This is a genomic window from Cellulosimicrobium cellulans (assembly GCF_016907755.1).
In the GTDB taxonomy this organism is placed as follows: Bacteria; Actinomycetota; Actinomycetes; order Actinomycetales; family Cellulomonadaceae; genus Cellulosimicrobium; species Cellulosimicrobium cellulans_D.
Genome location: NZ_JAFBCN010000001.1, coordinates 1,618,701 through 1,642,694 on the forward strand (window position 1 = coordinate 1,618,701; position 23,994 = coordinate 1,642,694).

Sequence of the window (23,994 nt, forward strand, 5' to 3'; positions counted from 1 at the left end):
AGAGGTGGCTCACTACCGTGGCAAGCAAGAGCGCTGACGTTCGCCCCAAGATCACGCTGGCCTGCGTGGACTGCAAGGAGCGCAACTACATCACGAAGAAGAACCGTCGCAACGACCCGGACCGCCTGGAGCTCGCGAAGTTCTGCCCGCGCTGCGGCAAGCACACCGCGCACCGCGAGACCCGCTGAGCCTCCGGCTCCGCGCCCGCGCACCGCAGTGAGCGTCAACCTGGCCTACGTCGGCCGCGAGTACCCCGCCAACGCGCCGTACTCGGTGGGACGCGAGAAGCTGCGGGAGTTCTCGGGCGCCGTCGGCGCCACCCACCCCGTGCACCACGATCTCGTGGCGGCGCGGGGTGCGGGCTATCCGGACCTCGTCGCACCTCCGACCTTCGCGGTCGTCGTCGCCCAGCGGGCGGAGGGGCAGCTCATCGAGGACCCGGAGGCGGGCATCGACTTCTCGCGCGTCGTCCATGCGGACGAGCGCTTCACGCACCACCGGCCGATCGTCGCGGGCGACGAGCTCGTGACCGTGCTGCACGTGGACTCGATCACCGAGCGAGCCGGCCTCGCCATGGTCACCACGCGCTGCGAGATCGCCGCGCTCCTGCCCGACGGCGGCACCGAGCCGGTCTCGACCGTCACCTCCACCCTCGCCGTCCGCGGGGAGGGCGCATGAGCACCGACGTCACCCGCCCCGTCCTCGCGGACCTCTCCGTCGGCGACGTGATCGGCACACGCACGGTCGAGGTCGACCGCGCTCGCCTCGTCCGCTACGCCGGCGCGAGCGGCGACTTCAACCCGATCCACTGGAACGACGCCTTCGCGGCCGAGGTCGGCCTGCCGGGCGTCATCGCGCACGGCATGTTCACGATGGGCGCGGCCGTCGCGCTGGTCGAGGACTGGGCCGGGGACCCGGGCGCCGTCGTCGACTACCAGACGCGCTTCACCCGCCCCGTGCCGGTGCCGAACCCGGGTGTCGCGACGCTCGAGGTCACCGGGACCGTCGGGGCGGTCGACGCCGACGCCGGCACGGTCCGCGTCGACCTCACGGTCACGTTCGACGGCGCGCGCGTGCTCGGCAAGACGCAGGCGGTCGTCCGCGTCTGATCCGCGGTCGCCCCGGGGCGACCACGCGCTCCTGACGCCACGAGGGCGCCGCACCCGACCGGGTGCGGCGCCCTCGTCGTCGCGCCCCCGGAGTCGGCTCGGCCGCGCGCCGCGACGGCCGCACGAGATTCGACATCGTTCACCACGGCACGCCCTCTTTCGCCATGGGAACGCTCCCACTACCGTAGGTCGCGCCCCTCACGACGTCGAAGGAGACGCTCATGACCCAGCACGGTGGCCTTCCGGCACCCCAGGACCCTCGCGATCTCGACCCCACGCCCGCGCCTCGGCGGGGGCTCGACCGACGCGCCGTCCTCGCGCTCGGCGGGGCGCTCGCGCTCGCCGGGCTCACGGCGACCCCGGCGACAGCAGGACCGGGCGCGACCCTCCCTGCGTCGGCGCGCGCCGTCGGGCCGACGGGCGGTGGCCCGGCACGGGGCCGGACGGCGTCGGTCCAGCGCGCCCACGGCTTCCTCGCCGCGGCGGCCGACGCCTACCCCGACGTCAACCCCGGCCCGCGGCTCGCGCAGTCGTACGCCGACCAGCTCGGCCTGTTCTCCACGGCGTTCGTGTACGACAACGCCCTCGCGATCCTCGCGACGCTCACGGCCGGCCGGCGACACCTCGACCGCGCCCGGGCGCTCGGCGACGGGCTCGTGTTCGCGCTCGAGAACGACCCCGACCACGCCGACGGCCGGCTGCGCCAGGCGTACAACGTCGGGCCCTACACCTTCTACGACGGCACGCCGCAGGAGCACGGGCTGGTGCTGCCCGACGGCACGGCGAACGTCGGGTGGCAGTTCGGCTTCCTCGGGACGGCGGTGGGGGACATGGCGTGGCCGGGCATCGCCCTGCTGCACCTGCACGCGGTGACGCGCGAGCGGCGCTACCGGGACGCCGCGCTGCGGATCGGCGAGTGGATCGTCGCGAACACGTGGTCGCAGGCTCCGCTCGGCGGGTTCTCGTTCGGCGTGGACGGCGCGAACGTCCCGATCCCCAACGGCTCGACGGAGCACAACATCGACTGCGTCGCGTTCTTCCGCCAGCTCGGGTCCGTGACGCGCGACCGGCGCTGGGACCGTGCCGCCGAGCACGCGCGGGCGTTCGTCGACCGCATGTGGGAGCCCGGCGGCGGCTACCTCTACACCGGCACGAACGACGGCACCGAGATCAACCGGGACCCCCTCCCGCTCGACCCGCAGACGTGGGGCTGGCTCGCCCTGCGCGAGCGGGGCTACGCCCGCGCGCTCGACTGGGCCGACGACGCGCTGGCGGCGCGCGACGTCGCGGGCGAGGGCGTGTCGCAGCTCCCCGCCGGGACGGTCGTCGAAGGCGTGACGTTCTCGAGCGCGAGCCTGACGTCGGCCGCGTCGTACAACGGGCTGCCCGTGCACCAGCAGGGGGTGTGGCTGGAGGGGGCGGCGCAGCTCGCGTCGGCGCTCGCGGACCGCGGGGCACGCGGGCGCGGTGGCCGCGACGACCGGCGGCGGGGTCGCCGCGGCTGCGAGCGGGACGACGACCGGGTCCGCGCCGAGGGCCTGCTGCGCGAGGTGCAGGGCGTGCAGGAGGGCGTCGGGGCCGGTCAGACGATCGGCGGCGCCGCGCTGCCGGAGCGCGGGGGCGTCGTCGCCGCGTCGAGCCTGCTCGACTCGGGCTTCGGGTTCGGGTACTTCCAGGTGCAGCACGTCGGGGCGACGTCCTGGTACCTCCTGGCGGCCGCGCGGGCGAACCCGCTGCAGCCGGGCCGGCTCGGCTGACCCGCGTCCGGGTCGTCCGGTGTCAGGTGGTGAGGGCGGGGCCCGTCGTCGTCCCCACCACCAGCTCGACGTCGAGCTCGACGGTCGTCGGGGCCTCGCCTGCGAGCTGGCGGATGACGGCGAGGCCCAGCTCGGAGCCCTTGCGGGCGAGCGGCTGGTGGACGCTCGTGAGGACGTCCGGCGCGAGCCACGGGAGGTCGAGCCCGTCGAACCCGGCGACCGAGACGTCGTCGGGCACACGCAGGCCGAGCTCGCGCGCGGCGAGCAGCGCGCCCGCGGCGAGCAGGTCGGAGTGGGCGATCACCGCCGTGGGCCGGGTCGACGGGTCGGTGGGCACGGTCGTCCCGTCCGCGGCGGTGCGGCCGAGCAGCGCTAGCGTCGCGGAGCGGCCGTGCTCGACGAGCGACGCCTCGGTCTCCCAGCTCGCGACGGGCTCGACGACGTCGCGCACGCCCGCGAGCCGGTTGGCCGTCGGCGTGCGGTCCACCTGGGCGAGGCGCTCGGCGTCGATCGGCCCGCTCCGGTCGGAGCTGTCGAGGGGGAGTGAGACCTCCGCGACGCGCGTGTGGCCGAGGTCGACGAGGTGGCGCACGGCGTCGGCGGTCCCGACCCGGTCGCGGATGGCGACGAGCGGGGTGCCCTCGACAGGGCGTCCCTCGCCGATGACCACCGGCACGCCGCGGCGCTGCAGCGCGGCGAGCGTCGCGTCGTCGGACCCCACGCCCCACACGAGGACGGCGACGTCCATGGCCGCGCTCTCGACGAGCGGGTCGACGGCGCGGGCCGGGTCGTCGGACGGGATGCCGGGGATGAGGAGCACGCCGAGGCCGTTCTCGCCGAGGGTCGAGACGAGGCCGTCGAGCACCTGCACGGCGACGGGGTCGCGGAACGCGCGCCGGAGCTGGTCGCCGACGACGACGCCGACGACGCCCGAGCGGCCCGACCGGAGCTGGCGGCCGAGCGGGTTGGGGCCTGTGTACCCGAGCTCCTTCGCGGCGTCGAGCACGCGCGCCCGCGTCTCCGGGGTGATCGGTCCCGCGCCGGAGAAGGCGAGCGACGCCGTCGAGACGGAGACGCCGGCTCGCTCGGCGACCTTCGCGAGCGTGGGGCGGTGGGCCGTCGGTCCGGCCGTGGTCTCCCGGTTCCCGGGGGTGTCGCTCATCACGCTCCCTGCCTCCCGCGCGCGCGGGATTCTCGATTGACGCGCGGCCAGCGTACCCGCACACTGGTGACCATGCCTCGAATCGATTCGAAGCGCACCCTCGTCCGTCGGATCGAATCGATTCGAGGAGGTGCTGCGCAGTCACCGACCGACCTCCTGTCCGACCCCCGCGCCCTGACCCGGGCGCGCTGGGTCCTGCTGGGCGTGTTCGCGCTCAACGGCGTCATGATGTCGAGCTGGCTCGCGCGCATCCCCTCGGTGCGCGACGCGCTCGGGCTCACCCCCGCCGACCTCGGCGTCGTGCTGCTCGCGGGCGCCGTCGGTGCCCTCGCGACGGTCACCGCCGCCGGTCCCTTCGTCACGCGCTTCGGCGGGCGCGTCGCCTTCGCCGTCTCCGCGGTCCTGTTCGGCGTCGCGTTCCTGCTGCTCGGCCTCGGCCCCGCGACCGGCTCCGTCCCCCTGCTCGCCGCGGGCATCTTCGTCAACGGCATGGCCTTCTCGCTCGGCAACGTCCCGATGAACGTCGAGAGCGCAGGCATCGAACGGCGGGTCGGGCGCACGATCCTGCCCCAGTTCCACGCCGCGTTCTCCATCGGTGCCGTCATCGGCTCGCTCGTCGGCGCCGCGTGCGCCCACGCGCAGGTGCCGGTGCTCGTCCAGTTCGTCGCGACGGGCACGGTCGCCATGGTCTGGCGCCTCGCCGCGATCCCCGCGACGGTGCACGACACGCTCCCGACGCGCGCACCGGCGGACGCTCCTGCCCCGGTCGAGGCGCTCGGCGACGCGGTCGTCGACGTCGAGACGGCCGGGCTCCGCGCGCGCCTCGCCCGCCGCGGCGCCCGGCTCGGGGCGGCGCTCTCGGCCTGGCGCGAGCCGCGCACGCTGCTCATCGGCCTCGTCATCCTCTCCGCCGCGCTGTCCGAGGGGTCCGCCAACGACTGGCTCTCGCTCGCCGTCGTCGACGGGTTCGCCCAGACGGAGGCCGTCGGCGCCGTCGTGTTCGGCACGTTCGTCGCGGCCATGACGGTCATGCGCCTGGCAGGCACGCGCCTCATCGACCGCTTCGGCCGCGTCACCGTGCTCCGTGCCTCGGGCGTGGCGTCGATCGCCGGGCTGCTCCTCTTCGGGTTCGCGCCGACGCTCCCGCTCGCCGGGGTCGGCGTCGTGCTCTGGGGCTTCGGCGCGGCGCTCGCCGTGCCCGTCGGCATCGCCGCGGCGTCCGACGAGCCGCTGCGCGCCGCGAGCCGCGTGTCCGTCGTCTCCGCCTTCGCGTCGATGGCGTCGCTCGCCGCCCCGCCCCTGCTCGGGCTCGCCGCCGAGGCCATGGGCGCGCGCCACGCGCTCGTGCTCATCGTCGCCGCGATGGTCCTCAGCGTCCTCCTCGCGCGCCAGGTCACGCCCCTGCGCACCCCGGCCGCGCGCACCGCACGGACGTCCCGTCCCGGGACGGACACGGACGACGGCGTGCCGTCCGGGGTGGAGGATGGTCCCGAGGCCGACGCGGCGGTCGCCGCGGACGCCGCCGACCGGACGGGCGACCCCGACCGGGACGACGCGGCCGGCGCCGTCCCGGACGAGGCCGACGACGCACGCCGTCCCCGCTGGTCGCGCCGGCCCCGCGCGACGGCCCGCACCGGGTCGTCCACCGTCCACCGTGCCTCCGCACGCCGTCCCCGAACCCGCCCGTCGCACCGCCGCGAGGAGACCTCCGCATGACCACCGCCCGTCCCGACCGTCGCGTCGTCGCGCTCGCCACCTGGGCCGTGTTCGCGGTCTTCTTCCTCAACGGCTTCAACTTCGCGACCTGGGCGTCCCGCCTGCCCGCGGTCCGGGACTCGCTCGGCTTCACCGAGGCGCAGATGGGCCTCCTGCTGCTCTTCATGGCCGTCGGGTCGCTCCTCGCGCTGCCCCTCTCCGGCATGGTCGTCCAGCGGCTCGGCGCGTCGAAGGCCGTCACGCTGTTCGCCGTGACCAACGTCGTCGGCCTCGTCACGGCCGTCACGGGCGTGGCGACGGGGGAGGACGTCGTCGTGCGCGCCGGGCTCTTCCTCGCCGGCATCGGCACGGGCGTGTGGGACGCCGCGATGAACCTCGAGGGCGCCGCCGTCGAGCAGCGGCTCGGCAAGGCGATCATGCCCCGCTTCCACGCGGGCTTCTCGTTCGGCACCATGGCCGGCGCGGGCGTCGGCGCGCTCATGGCCGCGCTGCACGTCCCGGTCCAGGTGCACCTCACGGCCGCGGTCGTGCTGAGCCTCCTCGGCGTGCTGTGGTCCGTACGGTTCTTCCTGCCCGCCGGGCAGGTGGAGCACGTCGTCGACGCGGCCCAGGACGCTGCCGGGTCGGACCCCGCCGCCGCGGCCGGGAGCGGCGCACCCCTCACCGCGTCGGAGAACGCGCGCGGGGCGCTCAGCGCGTGGACCGAGCCCCGCACGCTCCTCATCGGGCTGGTGGTGCTCGCCGCCGCGCTCACGGAGGGCGCCGCGAACGACTGGGTCAGCCTCGCCGTCGTCGACGGCTTCGAGACGTCCGACGCGATGGGCGCCGTCGGCCTCGCCGTGTTCCTCACGGCCATGACCGGGATGCGCCTCCTCGGCACGGGCCTGCTCGACCGCTACGGCCGTGTCACCGTGCTCAGGCTCGGCGCGGCGCTCGCGCTCGTCGGCCTGCTCCTCTTCACGCTCTCGCCGAGCATCTGGCTCGCGCTGCTCGGCGTGGTCGCGTGGGGCATGGGCGCGGCGCTCGGCTTCCCCGTCGGGATGAGCGCGGCCTCCGACGACCCCGCGCGCGCCGCCGTGCGCGTGAGCGTCGTCGCGACCATCGGCTACTCCGCGTTCTTCATGGGCCCGCCGCTCATCGGCTTCCTCGCGGAGCACGTCGGCTACCGCGCCGCGCTCCTCGTGATCGCCGTCCCGGTCGTCGTCGGCCTCCTCGTCGTGGGCGCCACCCGCCCCCTCCCCACCGCCGCGGGCTCCGCGGGCCAGCAGGCCGCCCGGAGCGCCGAGGAGACCCGCGACCGCTGAGCCGCGCCCCCGTGCGAGGCAGGACCGCCGGGCAGGTGGTTCGGGCCGGTCCCGGGATTCTGACGAGCCGTGGTCGCCGGCTCGGCGTGCCGGGACCACCGGGTCGGCCAGCCGCCGGGCCGAGGCCGGCCGTGGGAACGGTGACGGCGGTGGGCCGGGGCGGGGGCGAACTACGCTGGGGCGGTGACGTGCGAACCCCTCACCCCCGTCGACCGTGACCTGCCCGAGATCGTCCGGACCGCGCCCGGGCTGCGGCCCGACGCCGTCGGCGCGCCCTCGTTGGCGGAGCTGACCACGCTGCGCGTGGGCGGTGCGGCGGACCAGTACGTCGAGGCGCACAGCGAGGCCGAGCTGCTGGAGACGGTGCGCGCCGCGGACGACGCGGGGGAGCCGCTCCTCGTGATCGGCGGCGGCTCGAACCTGCTCGTCGGCGACGAGGGGTTCGGCGGGGTCGTCGTGCGCGACCTGCGGCGCGGGATCACCGTGGACGCCGAGGACTCGTGCGGCGGCGCGAGCTTCCACGCCCCGGCGGGCCAGGACTGGGACGAGCTGGTCGCGCGCGCGGTCGCGGAGGAGTGGGTGGGCGTCGAGGCGCTCTCGGGCATCCCGGGCACGGTCGGTGCCGCGCCCGTCCAGAACATCGGCGCCTACGGCCAGGAGGTCGCGGGGGTGATCTCGACCGTGCGGGTGTGGGACCGCCGACGGTCGCGCGTGCGCACCCTGGCGCTGGGCGAGCTCGCGTTCGGGTACCGCACGTCGCTGCTGAAGCGCAGCATGCACGCCGCGGTGAGCGGTGACGGCGAGGCGGACGGCCCGTGGTACCCGTCGCCGCGCTACGTCGTGCTCGACGTCGGCTTCCAGTCCCGGCTCGGCTCGCTGTCCGCCCCGGTCGCCTACCCGGAGCTCGCCCGCACGCTCGGCGTGCAGGTCGGCGACCGGGCTCCGAGCGCGGACGTGCGCGACGCCGTCCTCGTGCTCCGGGCGCGCAAGGGCATGCTGCTCGACGGCGTCGGTCCGGACGTCGCGCCCGTGGCGGCGGGGGACGCCGCGCCGGGGGAGAAGGGCCCGGACCACGACCGCTGGAGCGCGGGGTCGTTCTTCACGAACCCCGTCGTCCCGGCGGAGCAGGCCGACCTGCTCCCGGCAGAGGCCCCGCGCTACCCGGTGCGCTCGGCGACGCCGTCCCGCACGACGGGCCCGAGCCTCGGCGAGATCGACCCGACGCTCGTCAAGACGTCGGCGGCGTGGCTCATCGAGCACGCGGGCTTCACCAAGGGCTTCGGTGTCCACGGCCCGTCGAGCCTCGCGCGGCTGTCGACGAAGCACACCCTGGCGCTCACCAACCGGGGCGGCGCGAGCGCGGAGGACCTGGTCGAGCTCGCGCGCGCGGTCCGCGACGGCGTGCTCGACGCGTTCGGCGTCGAGCTCGTCCCCGAGCCGGTCCTCGTCGGCGTCTCCCTCTGACCGACCCACCGGTTGTGGGCATGGAATGGGCCCGGTTCCAGCCTCGGAACCGGGCCCGTTCCATGCCCACAACCCGTGGGGTCAGTAGACGAGGACCGTGGTGCCCGGGTCGGCGTGCCAGGTGTCCCAGAGCCAGTTCATCGCCGAGTTCGCGACGCGCACGCACCCGTGCGACGCGGGCCACGGCGGGATCGAGCCCGAGCCGTGCACCGCGATGCCGCCGGTGAAGAACTTGGGGCGCCACATGTCGCCGAGCTCGAGGCTCGACGAGTGGTTGCCGTCGACCTGCCGCCCCACGTGGAACTCGCCGCGCGGCGTGCCCGCGCGGTAGGTGCGGCCCTTCGCCTCGTACGACTCCCCGTTGCCCGACGACGCGTTGACGACCGTGACGACCCGGCCGTCCTCGACGGCGAGGAGGAGCTGCCGGTCGAGGTCGATCTCGATGACCTTGCCCGACTCGCTGCGCGGCTGCGGCGTGACGCCCTGGTCGAGCGCGGCCTGCGTCGCGGGGCCCACGACGCCGTCGCGCGAGAGCCCGGCGGCCTTCTGCAGCGCCCACACGGCCTGCTGCGTGCCGCCGCCGAAGTCGCCGTCGGGCGCGCCGATGAAGTAGCCGAGGTCGGCGAGGCGCTGCTGCAGCGCGACGACGCGGTCGCCGGTCGCGCCGCGGGCCAGCTCGGCCGGCTCGACGGGTGCGGGCGGCGACTCGGGGGTCGGTTCCGGTGCGGGCGGGGGCGTGCTCGGCTCGGGGTCGGGGGTCTCGGTGGGCTCGGGCGTCGGCGTCGGCGTCGGCGTCTCCGTCGGCTCGGGCGTGGTCTCCGTCGGGCTCGGGCTCACCGGCCCCGTCGTCGCGGGCCCGTCCGCGGTGGCCGACGGCGTCCGTCCCGGCTCGAGGTCGGGCAGCCCGGCCTGGCAGCCCGCGAGCGCCAGCGCCGCGACCAGCGTGGAGACGACGGCGAGCGACGCCGCTCGTCCGCCGCGCCCGCGTCGTCCCGGTCCGCGCCCCGCGGCCGTGAGAGCGACGCACGCCGCGTCCCCCGCCGTCGTACGCGCCGCCGCGCCCGTCCGCGCGCCCGCGGAAGCTCCGTCCACCTGTTCCCCCTCACGTGTGCCGCGGCGTCCGCCGCGGAGCACCATCATGCGCCCGGTCGGTGCCTCGGACGTCCGTGCCGGGCGCCTGTCGACGGATCGTGACCCGGTCGTGACGCGGCGCTGCGTCGTTCAGTGCCCTGCTTCTCCCGGCTCGGGTGGCTCGTGCAGCAGCGCCCCGCGGACGACGTCGAGGATCGCGTCGTCGGACAGGCCGGCCTCGCGGCCGGCGCGGACGAGCTCGTGCGCGGCGTGGCGGGCGGCGACGTCGCTCGGGGAGACGCCGTCGGCCACGACGGTCCCGGCGCGGCGCCGCGTCGTGACGATGCCGGCCGCCTCGAGCTCGCGGTACGCGCGCGCCACGGTCCCGGGTGCGAGCCCGAGGTCCGTGGCGAGGGCGCGGATCGTGGGCAGCCGGTCGCCGACGCGCAGGCGTCCGGCGGCGACGTGCGCGACGACCTGCGACCGGATCTGCTCGTACGGCGCGAGGCCCGACCGCAGGTCGATCTCGACGCGCAGCTCAGCGGGCGGCACGGCCCGTCCCTGCCACCGCGGGCGCGCCCGCGCGGTCGTCCGCCCGCGCGTCCGGATCGGGTGCGGGCCGCACGACGACCGCGATCGTCGCCAGCGCGAGCCCGACCGCGACGACCACGAGGACGACCGCCCCTGGGTAGCCCGCCCGGGCCGCGGCGTTCGCTCCGACGCCGAGCATCCCGGCGGCGGTGAGCCCGAGCGCGAGCTGCGTGCCGCGCAGGACGCGGTGCGCGGACGCGCGGCGCAGGCCGACGTCCCACGTCTCCTCGACCTGTGCGACGGCGGGCCGTCGCGCGACGAGCCGCAGGACGCCCTCGGCGCCCGCGACGAGCAGCACGGCCGCGAGCGCGAGCCACGCACCGTAGAACGCGCCGGGGTAGGGGCTCGCGGTCGAGGTCGTGTCGCCCAGGACGCGGGTCACCGACCGCCCGTCGTCGCCGGCCGTGAGCGCCCCGACGGCCGCGAGCACCAGGACGAGCGCTCCGAGCGACCAGGAGAGGCGACGCAGGCCGCGCGGCGCGACGTCGGTGACGGTCCGGGGCCGCAACGTGGCCGCGCGGACCGAGGTCCGCTGGCGCGGCCAGGTACGTTCCCCGACGGCGTGCGCGCCGAGGAACGCCAGCCCGACGACCGCGGGGGAGAGGCCCACGAGCACGCCCTCGGCGAGGCCCCCGACGGAGGTCGCGGCGGCCTGGGTGACGACCGCGCCGGCGAGGAGCGCAGCCGTCATCGCAGCGACGCTCACGGTCGTCGCGTGCCGCCGGGCGGCGCGGCGCACCGGGTCCTCCGTGGCGAGCCCGCGGAGCGACGGCTCGGGCGTGCGCGTCGCGGCCCGCACGGCGAGCACCACCGCGACGCCGAGCGCCACCACGAGGGCGAGGACGGCGCCGGTCCACGCGAGGTCGTACGTCGCGGGGAGGAAGAGGTCGACGCCCTGCGGCTCGTCCGACGTTTGTATCAACACATCAGTACATTGACACGCGGTCCTCGGCCCCGTCAAGACCCCGCTCCCCGAACCGCCCGCCGGGATGAGAGCTCTCTCATACCGGTCTCACCCGAGGCCCACGCGAGCGAGGTTGCCTGGCACCATGACGCTCGCCCCACCCGTGCCCGACCAGCGTGCCTGGCTCGACCTGCTCACCGCCCCCGAGGCGGGGGAGCTGCTCGCCGTGGCGCTGGGTGCCGACGGCGCGAGCCTCGACACGTGGCGCGTCCACCAGGTGCACGCGCGCCCGGGCGCGGAGGTCACGGTCGGCTACGACGTCGTCGCGCGCCGGGCGCTCGCGGCCGGCCCGGGCGGGGGCACCGCCTCGGCGGACGCCGCTGAGTACCTGCTCGCCACGACGGCGCCCCTCTCGCCGGACGCGGTCGGGGCAGGGGTGGTCCGCCTCGCGGACGGTCCGCGCGTCGTGCACGTGTGGCGCCACCCCGCCGACCCGCTGCTGCCCGGCCTCGCCGCCGCGTGCGACGCGGTCGAGCTCACGCGCCGCCTCGCGGCGGCGGGGGCGCTCGCGGACGGCGAGGTCGTGGAGTCGGTGACGATGGTCGCCTACCGTCCGCTGCGCCGAGCGGTGCTGCGCGCGCGGACGTCCGCGCGCACGGTCTACGTCAAGGTCGTCCGTCCCGACCGGGCCCGCTCCCTCGTCCGCCGGCACGACCTCTTCCGGACCGCCGCCGTCCGCGCCCCGCGCTGCCTGGCCCGCGACGACGACGGCGTGGTCGTCCTCGAGGAGGCGTTCGGCCCGTCGCTCGCTCAGCATCTCGCGGCGCTCGGCCCCGACGACCAGCCCGCCGCGATCGACCCGCGCGAGCTCCTTCGCGCGCTCGACGCCCTTCCCGCCCGCGCGACGACGCTGCGGCGACGTCCCGCGTGGTCCGAGCGCGTCGAGCACTACGCGGCGTCGGCGCTCGCGGTGCACGGGCTGGACCCGGCCCGCGCGGACCGCGTCGCCCGCGCGGTCCGGACGGCCGTCGCGACGCGCGACCCCGGGCCGGTCGTCGCGACGCACGGCGACTTCTACGAGGCGAACGTCCTGCTCGACCTGGCGGCTCCCGGCGACCCCGCCGCGCCGGGTGGCGGCGCCCGCGTCGGCGTCCTGCTCGACGTCGACACGCTCGGCCCCGGGCACCGCGTGGACGACCTCGCGTGCCTCGTCGCGCACCTCGCCGTGCTCCCGTCGCTCGCCCCGGCGGTGTACGGCGGCGTGGGGGCGCTGGTCGACCGGTGCGTGGCCGTGTTCGACGAGCGCGTCGACCCCGCGGCGCTACGGGCGCGCGCTGCCGGCGTCGTGCTGTCCCTCACGGCGGGCGCGGCGTCCCGGGACCTCGCGGACGCGTGGCTGCGCGTCGCGGAGGACCTGCTGGACGCGGCCCGCGGCGTCACCGACGAGCCGAGCGTCGTTCCTGAGAGCACTCTCATCGGCGCCTCCTCGGCGTCTCACCCGTGACCGCGAGGCTCGGACCATGCACGGCCGAGGGGTCGTGCGCACCATCGGACGAAGGAGAAGGATCATGAAGGCACGCAGCGCATGGATCGTCACCGGGGCGCTCGGCGCGGTCGGTCTCGGGGCTACGGTGGCCGCGGCGCAGGGCGCGTTCGACGCTCCCGAGCCGGCGACCGTCTCACCGTCGGTCCAGGTGGGCACGTCGTCGAGCACGCCGACCGACGCGCCCACCGCGACGGCGACGCCGAGCCCCACCGACGTGCAGAACGGGACGTCGATCACCACCGTCACGGCGAACACGTCCGCCTCCCCGAACACCTCGGGCTCGGCGAACACGTCCGGCTCGGCCGTGACCAGCCAGACCCCGAACACGCCCAACACCCCGCCGACGGCGAACACGGCGAACACCCCGCAGACGCCGAACACCCCGCCCAGCCCGGTCACGCCGCCGTCGCCGCAGTCGGCCGACTGACCGAGGCGCACTCAGGGCCACCGTGCCGAACCCGGGTCTGCGGGTCACGAGGGACCACCTCGCGACCCGCAGGCCCGGGTTCGGCGTGTCAGGGGTGCGTCCGCGCCCGTCGGGTCCCGCAGGTCAGCGGGCGGCGTCGGCGAGCCGGTAGCCCATGCCGCGCACGGTGACGAAGTGCTCCGCGCCGAGCTTGTTGCGCAGGTAGCGCACGTACACGTCGACGACGTTCGACCCGGGGTCGAAGTCGTACCCCCACACGCGCGACAGGAGCTGCTCGCGGCTCAGCACCTGGCCGGGGTTGCGCAGGAACGCCTCGGCGAGCGCGAACTCGCGCGCCGAGAGGTCGACCTCGCGCTCGGCGGTGCGCGCGCGCCGCGTGCGCAGGTCGAGGCTGAGCGCGCCGTGCGTGAGCACCGTGACCTCTCCGGCAGGCTCGGTGCGCAGGCGCAGCCGGATGCGCGCGAGCAGCTCCTCGAACCGGAACGGCTTGGCCATGTAGTCGTCGGCGCCGCCCTCGAGCCCGGCGACCGTGTCCGTGACCGACGTGCGCGCGGTGAGGATGATGACGGGGATCGCGTTGCCCGTCTCCCGCAGGCGGCGCAGCACGGTGAAGCCGTCCTGGTCGGGGAGGCCCAGGTCGAGCACGAGCAGCGCGAAGTCGCCGGTGCTGGCGAGGTCGAGCGCCTCCCGCCCCGTCGCGACGGTCGTGCTGGCGTAGCCCGCGGAGCGCAGGCCCTTCGCGACGAACGAGGCGATCCGGGTCTCGTCCTCCGCGACGAGGATCTGGCTCACCGGGTGGTCCTTCCGTCGGGGGTGGGGTGCGTGGGCGGCTGCTGGGCGTCCGGGCCGACCGCGGGCGGCGTGCCCGGCGCAGGCCCCGACGCCCGGGGAGGCGGCGGGGGCAGCGCGGGCGTGACGGCCGACGGCGCGCTGGGCACGGTCGGCGCGGTGGGCGCCACCCGGGTCGGCGCGGACGGTCGTCCCGGTGCGGCGTCGTGCACGTCGGACGGGGCCTCGACCTGGTCGCGGGGTGCGGCGGCGACGGGGACGAGCGGGAGGTCGAGCGTGAACGTCGACCCGACGCCGGGCGTCGACGCGACGTGCACCCGGCCGCCGTGGCCCCCCGCGATCGCCGCGACGATCGCGAGCCCCAGTCCGGCGCCCTCGGGGTGGGCCGCGCCGGGCGTGGTGGCCTGGGCGAAGCGCTCGAAGATCCGCGCCTGCTGCTCCGGGGCGATCCCGACGCCCTCGTCACGGACCCACACGCGCACGCGCGCGCCGTCGTCGGACACGGCCGAGCCGAGCGCGACGACGGACCCGGGCGCCGAGAACTTCACCGCGTTGGCGGCGAGCTGCAGGAGCGCCTGGGTGAGGCGCTGCGCGTCGGCGCGCACGGCGACGTCGGCCCGGGCGTCGACGAGCCAGCGGCGGTCCCCGAGCGTGCGGACCTTGTCGTGCACGTCGTCGAGGAGGCGCCCGAGGTCCGTGTCGACCGGGCGGACGAAGTCGGGGCGGCCGGCGGTCGCGAGCGTCACGAGGTCGTCCACGAGGCGGTTCATGCGGTCGAGCTCGTCGAGCGCGAGGTCGCGCGTCTCGGACGCGTCGGACGCGTCGTGCGGGTCCATGAGCTCGAGGTGCCCCCGGACCACGGTGAGCGGGGTGCGCAGCTCGTGCCCGACGTCGTCGATGAGCCGCCGCTGCGAGTCGAACGCCCCCTCGAGCCGGTCGAGCATGCCGTTCACCGTGCGCGACAGGTCCGAGAGGTCGTCGTTGCCGGTCACGGGGATGCGCGCGGACAGGTCCGTCTCGCCGATGTCCTGCGCGGTGCGCGAGAGCGTGCGGATCGGCTGGAGGAGGCGCCCGGCGACGACCCACCCCACGACGCCGATGAGCACGAGGGCGCCGAGCGCCACGACGGCGTAGGTCCGGAAGACCTGCGCGAACTCGGCGTGCTCTGCCGAGCGGTCGTAGGCGAGCACGAGGGCCGCAGGCGCCTGACCGGCCGGCGCGCCCGTGCCGCCGACGGAGCGGACCGGGGCGACGAGGGCGCGGTAGTCGGCCGTCGCGGTCCGCGGCGAGCGCAGCACGACGTCGTCCCCCGCGACGAGCGGCGAGAGCGCGGCGACGAGCTCCGGGTCGTCCTCGAGCCGCAGCCGCACCTCCTGCTGCGAGACGAGCGGCGTGCGACCCTCGCGGAGCCCGAGGACGCCCTCGTTCTGCGCGGGCACGGTGAGCTGGATGGAGGCGACGACGACGTCCTCGGGCGACGTGAACGGCTCGCCGGTGACGGGGTTCACCCCGGACCCGGCGAGGCGCTTCAGCTCGTTCGCGCTCCGGGCGAGGCTCTCGTCGATGCGGTCGTCGATCTGCCCGCGCTGGAGGAACCACGCCGCGCCCCCGGCGAGGAGGAGCGCGAGTGCCGACAGGCCGAGGAACGCCGCGAGCATGCGGGTGCGGACGGTCAGCCCCGCGCGGCGCGTCCGGCGGCTCACCCGTCGCCCCGGTCGGAGCCGCTGCGGTCGTCGTCATCGTCGTCGTCGCTCGACGGCGGGGCCGGCGTCACGCGGTCGTCGTCGTCATCGTCGTCGTCCCCGTCGTGATCGTCGTCGGACGTGGTCGGCGACGGGTCCGGCGTGGTCGTCGGCGTGGTGGGGGTCGCGGGGGCGGGCGTCACGACCACGGCACCCCCGACCTCGCGGTCCTGCGGGCGCGCGGCGAGCGCACCGGCGGCGGCCGCGCCCCCGAGGACGAGCACGAGCGCCCCCACGAGCCACGCGACGGTCCGGCGAGTCATGGCCCCAGTATCCGAGACCAGGATGAGACGCACATGAGAGGTCGGCGGCCGTCAGCCCGCCGCGAGCCAGTCGTCGACGCCGGCCAGCAGGCGCTCCCGCGTGCCCGACGACGCCCGGCTCGCCCGGATCGACGACCGCGCCAGCGCGGCGAGCTCCTCGTCGGAGAAGCCGTGCTCGTGCCGCGCCGTCTCGTACTGCGCCACGAGGCGGGAGCCGAAGAGGAGAGGGTCGTCCGCGCCGAGCGCGACGCGGGCCCCGGCGTCGACCAGCGCCCCGAGCGGCACCTGGCCGGCCTCCTCGTAGACGCCGAGGGAGACGTTGGACGCAGGGCACACCTCGAGCGCGATCCCGCGGTCCACGACGTCGTCCAGCACACGCCGGTCCTCCGCGGACCGCACGCCGTGGCCCAGCCGGTCCGGGACGAGCTCGTGCACGACCTCGTGCACGTGCGCCGGCCCGAGCAGCTCGCCCCCGTGCGGCACGGACGCGAGCCCGGCCCGCCGCGCGATGGCGAACGCACGGGCGAACTCCGCCGTGTCCCCGCGACGCTCGTCGTTGCTCAGGCCGAACCCCACGACCTCGCCCGCGCCCTCGCCCGCGTACTGCGCCGCGAGACGCGCGAGCGCCCGCGCGTCGAGCGGGTGCCGCATGCGCGACGCCGCGACGACCACCGCGACCTCCGTCCCCGTCGCCGCGCTCGCGGACCGCGCCGCGTCGAGCACGATCTCCACGGCCGGGGTGATGCCGCCGACGAAGGGCGCGTACGACGTCGGGTCCACCTGGATCTCGAGCCGGCCCGACCCCTCCGCGGCGTCGTCCTGCGCGGCCTCCAGCACGATGCGGCGCATGTCGGCCTCGGAGCGCACGCACGCGCGCGCGGCGTCGTACAGGCGCTGGAAGCGGAACCACCCGCGCTCGGTCGGGGGCAGCCGCAGCGGGTCGCCGTCGACGAGCGCGTGGGGCAGGCGCACGCCGTACCGCGCGGCGAGGTCGCGCAGCGTCTCGGGGCGCATCGACCCGGTGAAGTGCAGGTGCAGGTGGGCCTTGGGGAGCGTCGCCAGGTCTCGCACACCGGGAGTCTGTCACGCGGACCCGGCCCGCGCCGTCGGGCACGGGGCCGGGTCCCGACGGCGGCCCGCCCCCTGCGCGGGCCCCGTCACGTCGGACGTCGGTCAGGTCCCGGGGAGGAACCCGCGCTGCATGGCGACCGTCACCGCGGCGGTCCGGTCGTCCACGCCGAGCTTGGCGAACGCGCGGAGCAGGTGGGTCTTCACCGTCGCCTCCGTGATGAACAGCTCGCTCCCGACGGCCGCGTTCGACAGCCCGCGGGCGACGAGGCGCAGCACCTCGATCTCGCGGCCCGTGAGCCGGTCCGCCCCGCGGACCGACGTGACGAGCCGGGTCGCGACGCTCGGTGCGAGCACCGTCTGCCCGCGCGCCGCGGCGCGCACCCCCGCGACGAGCTCGTCGCGCGGCGTGTCCTTGAGCAGGTAGCCGGTGGCCCCGGCCTCGACGGCGCGCAGGATGTCCGCGTCGGTCTCGTACGTCGTGAGCACGACGACGCGGGGGGCCGTCGCCGCGCCGCCGCGCCCCGCCCCCCGGCCGGGCGCGCCGACGATGGCCGCCGTCGCGCCGACCCCGTCGAGCACGGGCATGCGCAGGTCCATGAGCACGACGTCGGGCCCCAGCTCGCCCGCGAGCGCGACCGCCTGCTCGCCGTCGCCCGCCTCGCCGACGACCTCCAGGTCGGGCTCGGCGGCCAGCATGCCGGTGATGCCCGAGCGCACGACCGGGTGGTCGTCCACGACGAGCACCCGGATCGTGCCGCCGCTGTCCGTCGTCCCCCTCACCGCACCGATCCCGTCGCCGTCGTGCCCGTCCGTCCCGTGCCCGCCCGCCCCGCGACCGCGCCCGTGGCGTGCAGCCGGACCGCGACGCGGGTGCCGCCGCCCGGGGCCGGCCCCACCTCGAGGCTGCCGCCCTCCGCCGCGACGCGTTCCCGCATGCCCCGCAGACCGTAGCCCTCGGCCGCGTCCGCGGGCAGCCCGCGCCCGTCGTCGCACACCTCCAGGACCGTCCCGTCCGAGTCCTGGCTCAGCCGGGCCCGGACCGTGCGGGCCTCGGCGTGCCGCCGGACGTTCGTCAGCGCCTCCTGCGCGGAGCGGAGCAGCACGACCTCCTCGGCGCTCGACAGCCCGGGCGCCTCGTCGGCGGCGAGGTCCACCCGCGTGCCGGTCTCCTCCGCGAAGCGGGTCGCGAGGCGGCGCAGCGCCTCCCCGAGCGTGCTGCCCTGGAGCGGCGCGGGCGCGGACGCCGCGACGAGCGCGCGCGCCTCCGCGAGGTTGTCGCGCGCCGTCGACTCCACGAGCGCGAGCCGCTCGCGCGCGGCGTCGGTGGCGTCCCGGTCGAGGTCGGCGCTCGCGGCCTGCGCGAGCATGACGACGCTCGTGAACCCCTGGGCGAGCGTGTCGTGGATCTCCTGGGCGACGCGCTCCCGCTCGGCGAGCACGCCCGCCTCGTGGTGCGACCGCGCGAGCTCCGCCTGGGTCGCCCGGAGCTCGTCGACGAGCCGCGCGTGGCGCTCCGCCTGCCGCATGGTGTGGGCCGTCCAGAGCCCGAGGCTCAGCGCGAAGGCGAGCGCGACGCCCATCTGGGGCGCGGAGCTCGCGAGCTCGGCGGGCTCGACCCGGCCCGTCGCCGGGTCGAACGCGAGCGCGAGCGCGGTGCCCGCGGAGAGCGCGACGCACAGCACGACCTGCGCCCACAGGTGCTCGGAGAGCATCCAGATCTGCGTGAACACGGCGAACAGCAGGAGCGTGCCGAGCGCGTCCTGCCCGACGACGACGAGCGTGCACGCGATCGCGACGACGAGGTACACGTGCGCCGTCACCTGGTCCCGCGTCCGCGCGGCGCGCCGTCCCCAGCCGAGGTACCCGACGAGGATCACCGCGACCGCCGCGAGCGAGACCGCGAGCGACGGGCCGCGGACGCCCGCCGTGAGCAGCGCGAGCGCGCTGAGCACGACGATGACGTAGAACGCCACGTCCCACCAGCGCACGTCGCGCTCCCACGTCCCGTCGAGCTGGGCGGTCGCGGCGTCGGTGGCCGCGCCGTCGACCACCTCGGCGACCACCCCGCCCGGCGGCTTCTCAGCCGTCGTCACGGCGCCGCCACCGGAACGACCGCGCACCCACCACGAGCCCCACGACCAGCCATGCGACCAGTACAGCAGCGGTCGCGCCGTGCTGCCACGACCCCGACGGCTCGAGCGCCGCCGCCTGCTCCGGGAGGAACACCGAGCGCATGCCCTGCGCCATCCACTTGAGGGGGAACAGCGACGCGACGGTCTGCATCCAGGACGGCAGCGCGAAGAACGCGAAGAACACCCCCGAGATGAACTGCAGCACGAGCACGACGGGCGTGACGACCGCCGTCGCGGACTTGCCGGACCGCGGCAGCGACGAGAACGCCACGCCGCACACCGCGCCCGCCGCGCACCCGAGCACGAACACCCACGCGAACGTCGCGAGGCGCGCGCCGCCGTCGGGCATCTCCCACGGCATGGGGACGTCGTAGACCGTCGCGGCAAGCACCAGGAGCAGCCCGGTCTGCACGACCGACGTCAGCAGGACGAGCCCGACCTTGCCGTAGAAGTAGGCGGACGGCGGCAGGGGGGTGGAGCGCAGCCGCTTGAGCGACCCGTCGTCGCGCTCGACGGCGATCGAGATCGCGAGCGACTGGAAGCTCGTGAGCATGACGCCGGTCGCGATCATGCCGGGCAGGAAGTACTGCGCGAACGGCACGGAGTAGCCGGCCGTGCCCTGGTCCTGGCCGTCGAACACCGTCGCGAAGATCGCGAGCATGATGAGCGGGTACGTGAAGATGAAGATCACGGCGTCGCGCTCGCGGAAGAACGCGCGCAGCTCGGCGCGGGTGCGCTCGACCCCCAGCCGGCCGGCGCCGGGCAGGGCGGCGGGTCGGGCGGGGCGTGCGGACCGGGCGACGGTCGGGGCGGTGGTCACGGGCGGGCCTCCTCGGGGACGACGGCGGTCGTGCCGTCGGGCGTGGGGTCCTCGGCGGGTGCGTCGAGGGAACCGGGTGCGGTCGGTCGGGCGGGCGCGGCGGCGGGCGCCGTGGCCGGCTCGCCGATGAGCTCGAGGTAGACGTCCTCCAGGCTCGGGCGGGTCACCGCGAGGCCGGGGACCTCGCCGTCGGGTCCGGCGTACCGCGCGGCGAGGGACGCGACGAGCGCGGTGGGGGAGTCGGTGCGCTCCGACCGCCAGGCGCCGTCGTCGAGCCAGCGGACCTCCGGCCGGCGCGCGTCGGGGCCGCCGAGGCGGTCGGGCGCGTCGAGCGCGACGACCCGGCCCGCGCGCACGACGGCCGCACGGTCGGCCAGGTGCGCGGCCTCGTCCAGGTAGTGCGTGGTGAGGAGGATCGTCGTGCCGTCCTCGCGCAGCGAGCGGACCAGCGCCCAGAACGCGCGGCGGGCCTGCGGGTCGAACCCGGTCGTCGGCTCGTCGAGGAACAGCAGCTCCGGGCGCCCGACGATGCCGAGCGCGACGTCCAGGCGCCGGCGCTGGCCGCCGGAGAGCTGACGCGTGCGGGTGCGGGCCTTCTCCCGCAGCCCGACGGCGTCGATCACCTCGTCCGGGTCGCGCGGCGCGGGGTAGAACGTCGCGAAGTGCCGGACGATCTCGGCGACCGTCAGCTCGGCCTGGTCCCGCGAGTCCTGGAGCACGACGCCGATGCGCGAGCGCCAGGCGCGGCCGGCGGTCTGGGGGTCCTCCCCGAGCACGCGGACCTCGCCCGCGTCGCGGCGCCGGAAGCCCTCGAGGATCTCGACGGTCGTCGTCTTGCCGGCGCCGTTGGGGCCGAGGACGGCGAAGATCTCGCCGCGCTCGACCCGCAGGTCGACGCCGTCGACCGCCTGCTTGGCGCCGTAGCTCTTGCGCAGGCCGCGGACCTCGACGGCCGGGCCGCGATGCCGGGCGCCCGCGGTGGGGAAGCCGGCGGGGGAGCCGGTGGGGAGGGGTGTCGTCGTCATGGGACCAGCCTGTCGGCGGGGCCCCGCCGCCCGCGACGGCCGTTCGTCCGGACCTCGCGTCCACCGATCGGTGGACGGTGGTTCGACCAGGGGCCTCGCGTCGCGTACAGTGATCCCTCGGTGGTTGACGCCCGCCACGCTGGTCCGCGCCCGAGACACGTGTTTCGTCCCGGGGCCGGGGGCTCGTACGGCGTCGTCGAGCACGAAGGGTAGTGGCGCAATTGGTAGCGCAGCGGTCTCCAAAACCGCAGGTTGCAGGTTCGAGTCCTGTCTACCCTGCACGGCGTGGCTCTCGTGGGACCTTCCCCGGAACCACGCGCGGCCCGGCACCGGGTCGCACCGAGGGTTCGAGCAGGTCCCGTACGTGAGCGATGGGGAAGAACGAGTGAGCGAATCGCCGTCAGAGGCCGTGGGTGCAGGCGGCGCACGCGCCGACGAGGTGAAGAAGAAGGGCGGTCCGTCCGCGGACAAGAAGCCCAACATCTTCGCGCGCATCGCCCTGTTCGTGCGCCAGGTGGTCGCCGAGCTCCGCAAGGTCGTCACGCCGACGCGCTCGGAGCTCATCACCTACACGACGGTGGTCCTGGTCTTCGTGGTCGTGGTCATGGCCTTCGTGACCGTGCTCGACCTCGGGATCGGCAAGGCCGTCATGTGGGTCTTCGGCTAGCGAGCGCACCTCCGCCCGGTCATGCCGGGCCTCATCACGGCAGCCGGCGCCCCTCGGGGCGCCGTCGGCGCTTCCAGAAGAAGTCATCGAGCAGTTCGTCAGAAAGCAGGTTCGTTCGTGTCCCAGGAGTCGCTGGACCAGACGGAGAACGTCGACCCGACGCAGCCCGAGGGTGCCCAGGACGACGTCGAGGAGACCACGGACGTCCCGGCGGTCGACGAGGCTGACGAGACGGTCGACGGGGACGCCTCCGACGACGAGGCTGACGAGACGGTCGACGAGGACGCCTCCGACGACGAGGCGGACGAGGACGCGTCGGACGACGAGGCGTCGGAGGACGAGCGTCCGGTCGACGAGGACGGCGACGTCATCGAGGACCCGGTCGCGGAGTTCAAGCGCACGCTGCGCACGCAGCTCGGCGACTGGTACGTCATCCACTCGTACGCCGGCTACGAGAACCGTGTGAAGGCCAACCTGGAGAACCGCATCCAGAGCCTGAACATGGAGGACTACATCTTCCAGATCGAGGTCCCCATGGAGGAGGTGGCCGAGATCAAGAACGCGCAGAAGAAGATCGTCCGACGCGTGCGCATCCCCGGCTACGTCCTCGTCCGCATGGACCTCACCGACGAGTCGTGGGGCGCCGTGCGCCACACGCCCGGTGTCACCGGCTTCGTCGGCCACACCCACCAGCCCGTGCCGCTGACGCTCGACGAGGTCTTCTCGATGCTCGCGCCGATGCTGGCCCCCGCCCCGGAGCCCGGCAAGCCCGCCCAGGCCACCGCGAAGGCTCCGGTCGAGGTCGACTTCACGGTCGGCGAGTCGGTCACCGTCACGGACGGCCCGTTCGACACGCTGCCCGCCACGATCTCCGAGATCAACGTCGAGAACCAGAAGCTCAAGGTCCTCGTCTCCATCTTCGGCCGGGAGACCCCGGTCGAGCTGTCGTTCAACCAGGTCGCCAAGATCTGACGCGCCGCACGGCACCGGCCGTGCGCGCGTGAGCGCAGCACCTCAGAAGTACCCCAGGAAACACTGCAACCGGGTCATCGCCCACGGCGTCGGCCCACGAGAAGAAAGTCAGGGAAGAGTCATGCCTCCCAAGAAGAAGGTCTCCGGCCTCATCAAGCTCCAGATCCAGGCCGGTGCGGCGACGCCCGCCCCGCCGATCGGCCCCGCGCTCGGTCAGCACGGCGTGAACATCATGGAGTTCTGCAAGGCCTACAACGCGGCGACCGAGTCGCAGCGCGGCAACGTCATCCCCGTGGAGATCACGGTCTACGAGGACCGTTCGTTCACGTTCGTGACGAAGACCCCGCCGGCCGCGGAGCTCATCAAGAAGGCCGCGGGCGTCCAGAAGGGCTCGGCGACGCCGCACACCGTCAAGGTCGCGAAGATCACCGCCGACCAGGTGCGCGAGATCGCCCAGTCCAAGCTCGAGGACCTCAACGCGAACGACCTCGACGCCGCGTCGAAGATCATCGCGGGCACGGCCCGCTCGATGGGCATCACCGTCGAGGGCTGACGACAGACCACGTCGGTCACGGGACGCCCGAGGCGCCCCGGACGACGTACCGAGGCCGGCACGCACCGCGTGCCGGCCTCGGGCACGACGTCGATCCGCACCCGCGGATGACGGTGGCAGGGTCCGCGCGGACCCGCTGACCACGACTGCAGAAGGAGAAGCAGATGGCAACGCGCAGCAAGGCGTACCGCAACGCCGAGGAGAAGATCGACCGCGAGCGTCTCTACGCGCCGCTCGAGGCGATCCGTCTCGCCAAGGAGACGTCGACCGTGAAGTACGACGCGACCGTCGAGGTCGTGTTCCGCCTGGGCGTCGACCCGCGCAAGGCGGACCAGATGGTCCGCGGCACGGTCAACCTGCCGAACGGCACGGGCAAGACGGCCCGCGTCATCGTCTTCGCGAACGCGGCGAAGGCCGAGGAGGCCCGTGCGGCCGGTGCCGACGAGGTCGGCGGCGACGACCTCATCGAGAAGGTCGCCGGTGGCTACACCGACTTCGACGCCGCCGTGGCGACGCCGGACCTCATGGGCAAGGTCGGCCGCCTGGGCAAGGTGCTCGGTCCCCGTGGCCTCATGCCGAACCCGAAGACCGGCACCGTGACGATGGACGTGGCGAAGGCCGTGTCCGACATCAAGGGCGGCAAGATCGAGTTCCGCGTCGACAAGCACTCGAACCTGCACTTCATCATCGGCAAGGTCTCGTTCGACGAGAAGGCGCTCGTGGAGAACTACGCGGCGGCGATCGAAGAGGTCCTGCGTCTCAAGCCGTCCTCCTCGAAGGGCCGGTACATCACCAAGGCCACGCTGACGACGACGATGGGCCCCGGCATCCCGCTGGACCAGTCCAAGACGACGAAGCTGCTCGAGGACGACGCCGCCTGACGGCAGTCCTCACCGCGGGTGGTTCCCC

The 23,994-nt window shown here is 75.3% G+C and carries 25 protein-coding genes and 1 tRNA gene; 14 read left to right on the plus strand and 12 right to left on the minus strand.

Going from position 1 to position 23,994, the window contains the following annotated elements; translation table 11 throughout:
- Positions 1 to 17: 17 nt before the first annotated feature.
- The 4 genes from rpmG (at position 18) to JOE63_RS06920 (ending at position 2,866) form a co-directional block, all read left to right on the plus strand.
- Positions 18 to 188, plus strand: coding sequence for a 50S ribosomal protein L33 (gene rpmG, locus JOE63_RS21395; protein ID WP_021482899.1), 171 nt, complete (start codon positions 18 to 20; stop codon positions 186 to 188).
- A 28-nt stretch (positions 189 to 216) separates the two neighbouring features.
- Positions 217 to 678 (plus strand): FAS1-like dehydratase domain-containing protein, encoded by a 462-nt coding sequence (locus tag JOE63_RS06910; RefSeq protein ID WP_087471286.1) that lies wholly within the window; start codon positions 217 to 219, stop codon positions 676 to 678.
- Positions 675 to 1,109 carry a MaoC family dehydratase gene (locus tag JOE63_RS06915; protein ID WP_087471287.1) on the plus strand — a complete coding sequence of 145 codons (435 nt, stop codon included), beginning with the start codon at positions 675 to 677 and terminating at the stop codon, positions 1,107 to 1,109. The genes JOE63_RS06910 and JOE63_RS06915 overlap by 4 nt, the downstream gene beginning before the upstream one ends.
- Before the next feature lie 221 nt (positions 1,110 to 1,330).
- A complete protein-coding gene (locus JOE63_RS06920; protein ID WP_204540166.1) occupies positions 1,331 to 2,866 on the plus strand; it encodes a Tat pathway signal sequence domain protein in 1,536 nt (511 codons plus the stop codon).
- A 22-nt stretch (positions 2,867 to 2,888) separates the two neighbouring features.
- On the opposite strand, the gene JOE63_RS06925 is transcribed toward JOE63_RS06920, so the two are convergent.
- Complete coding sequence (locus JOE63_RS06925) at positions 2,889 to 4,028, minus strand: LacI family DNA-binding transcriptional regulator (protein ID WP_204540169.1); 1,140 nt, start codon at positions 4,026 to 4,028, stop codon at positions 2,889 to 2,891.
- Positions 4,029 to 4,100: 72 nt separating this feature from the next.
- Here JOE63_RS06925 and JOE63_RS06930 point away from each other — a divergent pair, with 72 nt between their 5' ends.
- From JOE63_RS06930 to JOE63_RS06940, 3 genes are all read left to right on the plus strand, one after another.
- Entirely contained in the window at positions 4,101 to 5,744 is a 1,644-nt protein-coding gene (locus JOE63_RS06930) for an MFS transporter (protein ID WP_204540173.1), read from the plus strand.
- On the plus strand, positions 5,741 to 7,048 hold the full coding sequence (locus tag JOE63_RS06935; RefSeq protein WP_087471290.1) for an MFS transporter: 1,308 nt from the start codon (positions 5,741 to 5,743) through the stop codon (positions 7,046 to 7,048). The genes JOE63_RS06930 and JOE63_RS06935 overlap by 4 nt, the downstream gene beginning before the upstream one ends.
- Positions 7,049 to 7,267: 219 nt before the next feature.
- Positions 7,268 to 8,512, plus strand: coding sequence for a UDP-N-acetylmuramate dehydrogenase (locus JOE63_RS06940; protein WP_374059064.1), 1,245 nt, complete (start codon positions 7,268 to 7,270; stop codon positions 8,510 to 8,512).
- An 81-nt stretch (positions 8,513 to 8,593) separates the two neighbouring features.
- On the opposite strand, the gene JOE63_RS06945 is transcribed toward JOE63_RS06940, so the two are convergent.
- The 3 genes from JOE63_RS06945 to JOE63_RS06955 form a co-directional block, all read right to left on the minus strand.
- Positions 8,594 to 9,604 (minus strand): L,D-transpeptidase family protein, encoded by a 1,011-nt coding sequence (locus tag JOE63_RS06945; RefSeq protein WP_307839977.1) that lies wholly within the window; start codon positions 9,602 to 9,604, stop codon positions 8,594 to 8,596.
- Positions 9,605 to 9,733: 129 nt separating this feature from the next.
- On the minus strand, positions 9,734 to 10,135 hold the full coding sequence (locus JOE63_RS06950; protein ID WP_307839978.1) for a GntR family transcriptional regulator: 402 nt from the start codon (positions 10,133 to 10,135) through the stop codon (positions 9,734 to 9,736).
- The gene (locus tag JOE63_RS06955) at positions 10,122 to 11,096 is read right to left on the minus strand and encodes a hypothetical protein (protein ID WP_204540176.1); all 975 of its coding nucleotides are present in this window, start codon (positions 11,094 to 11,096) and stop codon (positions 10,122 to 10,124) included. The genes JOE63_RS06950 and JOE63_RS06955 overlap by 14 nt, the downstream gene beginning before the upstream one ends.
- A 127-nt stretch (positions 11,097 to 11,223) precedes the next feature.
- Between JOE63_RS06955 and JOE63_RS06960 the strand changes: the two genes are divergently transcribed.
- Both JOE63_RS06960 and JOE63_RS06965 read left to right on the plus strand, forming a co-directional pair.
- On the plus strand, positions 11,224 to 12,582 hold the full coding sequence (locus tag JOE63_RS06960; RefSeq protein WP_204540179.1) for an aminoglycoside phosphotransferase family protein: 1,359 nt from the start codon (positions 11,224 to 11,226) through the stop codon (positions 12,580 to 12,582).
- A gap of 64 nt (positions 12,583 to 12,646) precedes the next feature.
- Positions 12,647 to 13,051 carry a hypothetical protein gene (locus JOE63_RS06965; RefSeq protein WP_087471293.1) on the plus strand — a complete coding sequence of 135 codons (405 nt, stop codon included), beginning with the start codon at positions 12,647 to 12,649 and terminating at the stop codon, positions 13,049 to 13,051.
- Positions 13,052 to 13,174: 123 nt separating this feature from the next.
- Here the strand turns inward: JOE63_RS06965 and JOE63_RS06970 are convergent, their stop codons facing one another.
- The 8 genes from JOE63_RS06970 to JOE63_RS07005 form a co-directional block, all read right to left on the minus strand.
- Complete coding sequence (locus JOE63_RS06970; RefSeq protein WP_204540182.1) at positions 13,175 to 13,843, minus strand: response regulator transcription factor; 669 nt, start codon at positions 13,841 to 13,843, stop codon at positions 13,175 to 13,177.
- Positions 13,840 to 15,543, minus strand: coding sequence for a sensor histidine kinase (locus tag JOE63_RS06975; protein WP_307839979.1), 1,704 nt, complete (start codon positions 15,541 to 15,543; stop codon positions 13,840 to 13,842). Before JOE63_RS06975 ends, JOE63_RS06970 begins: the two co-directional genes overlap by 4 nt.
- On the minus strand, positions 15,540 to 15,845 hold the full coding sequence (locus tag JOE63_RS06980; protein WP_204540185.1) for a hypothetical protein: 306 nt from the start codon (positions 15,843 to 15,845) through the stop codon (positions 15,540 to 15,542). The genes JOE63_RS06975 and JOE63_RS06980 overlap by 4 nt, the downstream gene beginning before the upstream one ends.
- Positions 15,846 to 15,896: 51 nt before the next feature.
- The gene (locus JOE63_RS06985; RefSeq protein WP_204540188.1) at positions 15,897 to 16,916 is read right to left on the minus strand and encodes an adenosine deaminase; all 1,020 of its coding nucleotides are present in this window, start codon (positions 16,914 to 16,916) and stop codon (positions 15,897 to 15,899) included.
- A gap of 102 nt (positions 16,917 to 17,018) precedes the next feature.
- Positions 17,019 to 17,696 (minus strand): response regulator transcription factor, encoded by a 678-nt coding sequence (locus JOE63_RS06990; RefSeq protein WP_307839980.1) that lies wholly within the window; start codon positions 17,694 to 17,696, stop codon positions 17,019 to 17,021.
- Positions 17,693 to 19,009, minus strand: coding sequence for a sensor histidine kinase (locus tag JOE63_RS21645; RefSeq protein WP_307839981.1), 1,317 nt, complete (start codon positions 19,007 to 19,009; stop codon positions 17,693 to 17,695). Before JOE63_RS21645 ends, JOE63_RS06990 begins: the two co-directional genes overlap by 4 nt.
- Positions 18,996 to 19,868, minus strand: a complete 873-nt coding sequence (locus tag JOE63_RS07000) for an ABC transporter permease (RefSeq protein ID WP_087471297.1) — start codon at positions 19,866 to 19,868, stop codon at positions 18,996 to 18,998. The genes JOE63_RS21645 and JOE63_RS07000 overlap by 14 nt, the downstream gene beginning before the upstream one ends.
- Positions 19,865 to 20,893 carry an ABC transporter ATP-binding protein gene (locus JOE63_RS07005; protein ID WP_204540191.1) on the minus strand — a complete coding sequence of 343 codons (1,029 nt, stop codon included), beginning with the start codon at positions 20,891 to 20,893 and terminating at the stop codon, positions 19,865 to 19,867. The genes JOE63_RS07000 and JOE63_RS07005 overlap by 4 nt, the downstream gene beginning before the upstream one ends.
- Before the next feature lie 206 nt (positions 20,894 to 21,099).
- On the opposite strand from JOE63_RS07005, the gene JOE63_RS07010 reads away from it, so the two are divergent.
- The 5 genes from JOE63_RS07010 to rplA all read left to right on the plus strand — a co-directional run bounded on the left by JOE63_RS07010 (position 21,100) and on the right by rplA (position 23,966).
- Positions 21,100 to 21,172: transfer RNA gene (locus tag JOE63_RS07010), tRNA-Trp, on the plus strand.
- Positions 21,173 to 21,302: 130 nt separating this feature from the next.
- Positions 21,303 to 21,560 carry a preprotein translocase subunit SecE gene (gene secE, locus JOE63_RS07015; protein WP_047233797.1) on the plus strand — a complete coding sequence of 86 codons (258 nt, stop codon included), beginning with the start codon at positions 21,303 to 21,305 and terminating at the stop codon, positions 21,558 to 21,560.
- 117 nt (positions 21,561 to 21,677) lie between these two features.
- Positions 21,678 to 22,532: a transcription termination/antitermination protein NusG gene (gene nusG, locus JOE63_RS07020; protein ID WP_204540194.1), complete on the plus strand. Its 855-nt coding sequence runs from the start codon at positions 21,678 to 21,680 to the stop codon at positions 22,530 to 22,532.
- Between the two features lie 121 nt (positions 22,533 to 22,653).
- Positions 22,654 to 23,085 carry a 50S ribosomal protein L11 gene (gene rplK / locus JOE63_RS07025; protein WP_087471300.1) on the plus strand — a complete coding sequence of 144 codons (432 nt, stop codon included), beginning with the start codon at positions 22,654 to 22,656 and terminating at the stop codon, positions 23,083 to 23,085.
- 164 nt (positions 23,086 to 23,249) lie between these two features.
- Positions 23,250 to 23,966: a 50S ribosomal protein L1 gene (gene rplA, locus JOE63_RS07030; RefSeq protein WP_087471301.1), complete on the plus strand. Its 717-nt coding sequence runs from the start codon at positions 23,250 to 23,252 to the stop codon at positions 23,964 to 23,966.
- Positions 23,967 to 23,994 lie beyond the last annotated feature (28 nt).

What these genes read in the sequence shown, in the direction of transcription:
- JOE63_RS06960 (WP_204540179.1), top strand. Translation starts at nt 11,224, where the DNA reads ATGACGCTCGCCCCACCCGTGCCCGACCAGCGTGCCTGGCTCGACCTG.
- JOE63_RS06935 (WP_087471290.1), top strand. Translation starts at nt 5,741, where the DNA reads ATGACCACCGCCCGTCCCGACCGTCGCGTCGTCGCGCTCGCCACCTGG.
- JOE63_RS06915 (WP_087471287.1), top strand. Translation starts at nt 675, where the DNA reads ATGAGCACCGACGTCACCCGCCCCGTCCTCGCGGACCTCTCCGTCGGC.
- JOE63_RS06980 (WP_204540185.1), bottom strand. Translation starts at nt 15,845, where the DNA reads ATGACTCGCCGGACCGTCGCGTGGCTCGTGGGGGCGCTCGTGCTCGTC.
- JOE63_RS06930 (WP_204540173.1), top strand. Translation starts at nt 4,101, where the DNA reads ATGCCTCGAATCGATTCGAAGCGCACCCTCGTCCGTCGGATCGAATCG.
- JOE63_RS07005 (WP_204540191.1), bottom strand. Translation starts at nt 20,893, where the DNA reads ATGACGACGACACCCCTCCCCACCGGCTCCCCCGCCGGCTTCCCCACC.
- JOE63_RS06965 (WP_087471293.1), top strand. Translation starts at nt 12,647, where the DNA reads ATGAAGGCACGCAGCGCATGGATCGTCACCGGGGCGCTCGGCGCGGTC.
- JOE63_RS06920 (WP_204540166.1), top strand. Translation starts at nt 1,331, where the DNA reads ATGACCCAGCACGGTGGCCTTCCGGCACCCCAGGACCCTCGCGATCTC.
- JOE63_RS06925 (WP_204540169.1), bottom strand. Translation starts at nt 4,028, where the DNA reads ATGAGCGACACCCCCGGGAACCGGGAGACCACGGCCGGACCGACGGCC.
- rplA (WP_087471301.1), top strand. Translation starts at nt 23,250, where the DNA reads ATGGCAACGCGCAGCAAGGCGTACCGCAACGCCGAGGAGAAGATCGAC.
- rplK (WP_087471300.1), top strand. Translation starts at nt 22,654, where the DNA reads ATGCCTCCCAAGAAGAAGGTCTCCGGCCTCATCAAGCTCCAGATCCAG.